Below are 1,331 nucleotides of genomic sequence, written 5' to 3'. Positions count from 1 at the left end.
GCGAGATCGTCTTCGAGCGCCTTGGACAGGATCGAGCGGTCCTGGATGAGCTTCTCGGCGTGGCTGTTCACAAGACCGTTGACGCTGCCGAGGTCGGCCTCCAGCGCCCGCGCAAACTCTGCGCGATTGTCGGTCAGCTGCTGAGACTGGTCGGCGACGACACCCTTGATGGTGTTGAGGTCTGCTTCCAGCGCACGTCTGAGGATGTCGCGGCCTTCGGCCAGCTTCTCGACCTGGCCGGAAACCAGCCCGTCGATGCTCGACCGGCTTTCCGCCAACTTGGCGAGATCGTCTTCGAGCGCCTTGGACAGGATCGAGCGGTCCTGGATGAGCTTCTCGGCGTGGCTGTTCACAAGACCATTGACACCGCCGAGATCGGCCTCCAGCGCCCGCGCGAACTCTGCGCGATTGTCGGTCAGCTGCTGAGACTGATCGGCGACGACACCCTTGATGGTATTGAGGTCGGCTTCCAATGCGCGTCTGAGCAGGTCGCGGCCTTCGGCCAGCTTCTCGACCTGGCCGGCAACCAGCCCGTCGATGCTCGACCGGCTTTCCGCCAATTTGGCGAGATCGTCTTCGAGCGCCTGGGACAGGGTCGAGCGGTCTGCGGCGAGCCTGTTCATGTGATCGGAGATCAGGCCGTTCACATTCTGCAGGTCGGTCTCCAAGGCTTGCGACAGTTGACCACGATCTTCCGCCAGCTTTTCCGACTGGCCTGAAATGACGTCCTTGATCGTGTTGAGATCGGATTCGAGCGCGCGCTTGAGGATGTCGCGGCCTTCGGCCAGCTTCTCGACCTGGCCGGCAACCAGCCCGTCGATGCTCGACCGGCTTTCCGCCAGCTTGGCGAGATCGTCTTCGAGCGCCTCCGACAGGATCGAGCGGTCTTCCACAAGCTTTTCCGACTGGCCCGATATAACGCTTTTGATCGTGTTGAGATCGGATTCGAGCGCGCGCTTGAGAATGTCGCGACCCTCGGCCAGTTTCTCGACCTGCCCGGTAACCAGCCCATCGATGCTCGACCGGCTTTCCGCCAGCTTGGCGAGATCGTCTTCGAGCGCCTTCGACAGGATTGAACGGTCCTCGGAGAGCCTGTTCATGTGATCGGAGATAAGGCCATTCACGCTCTGCAGGTCGGTTTCCAACGCCTTCGAGAGCTGATCACGGTCTTCCGCCAGCTTTTCGGACTGGCCTGATAGGACCTCCTTGATCGTGTTGAGATCGGATTCGAGCGCGCGCTTGAGGATGTTGCGGCCTTCGGCCAGTTTCTCGACCTGGCCGGCAACCAGCCCGTCGATGCTCGACCGGCTTTCGGCCAGCTTGGCAAGATC

1 pseudogene is annotated in these 1,331 nt (G+C 61.6%); it reads right to left on the bottom strand.

Annotation, left to right across the window (positions count from 1 at the left end):
- Window positions 1-1,331: pseudogene (locus AC0L17_RS19815) on the bottom strand (kinesin); the annotation flags it as partial.

The sequence above is a fragment of the Mesorhizobium sp. WSM4829 genome (assembly GCF_055811475.1).
Note: the sequence above shows the minus strand (reverse complement) of the source record. Positions and strands in the feature narration are given on the sequence as shown.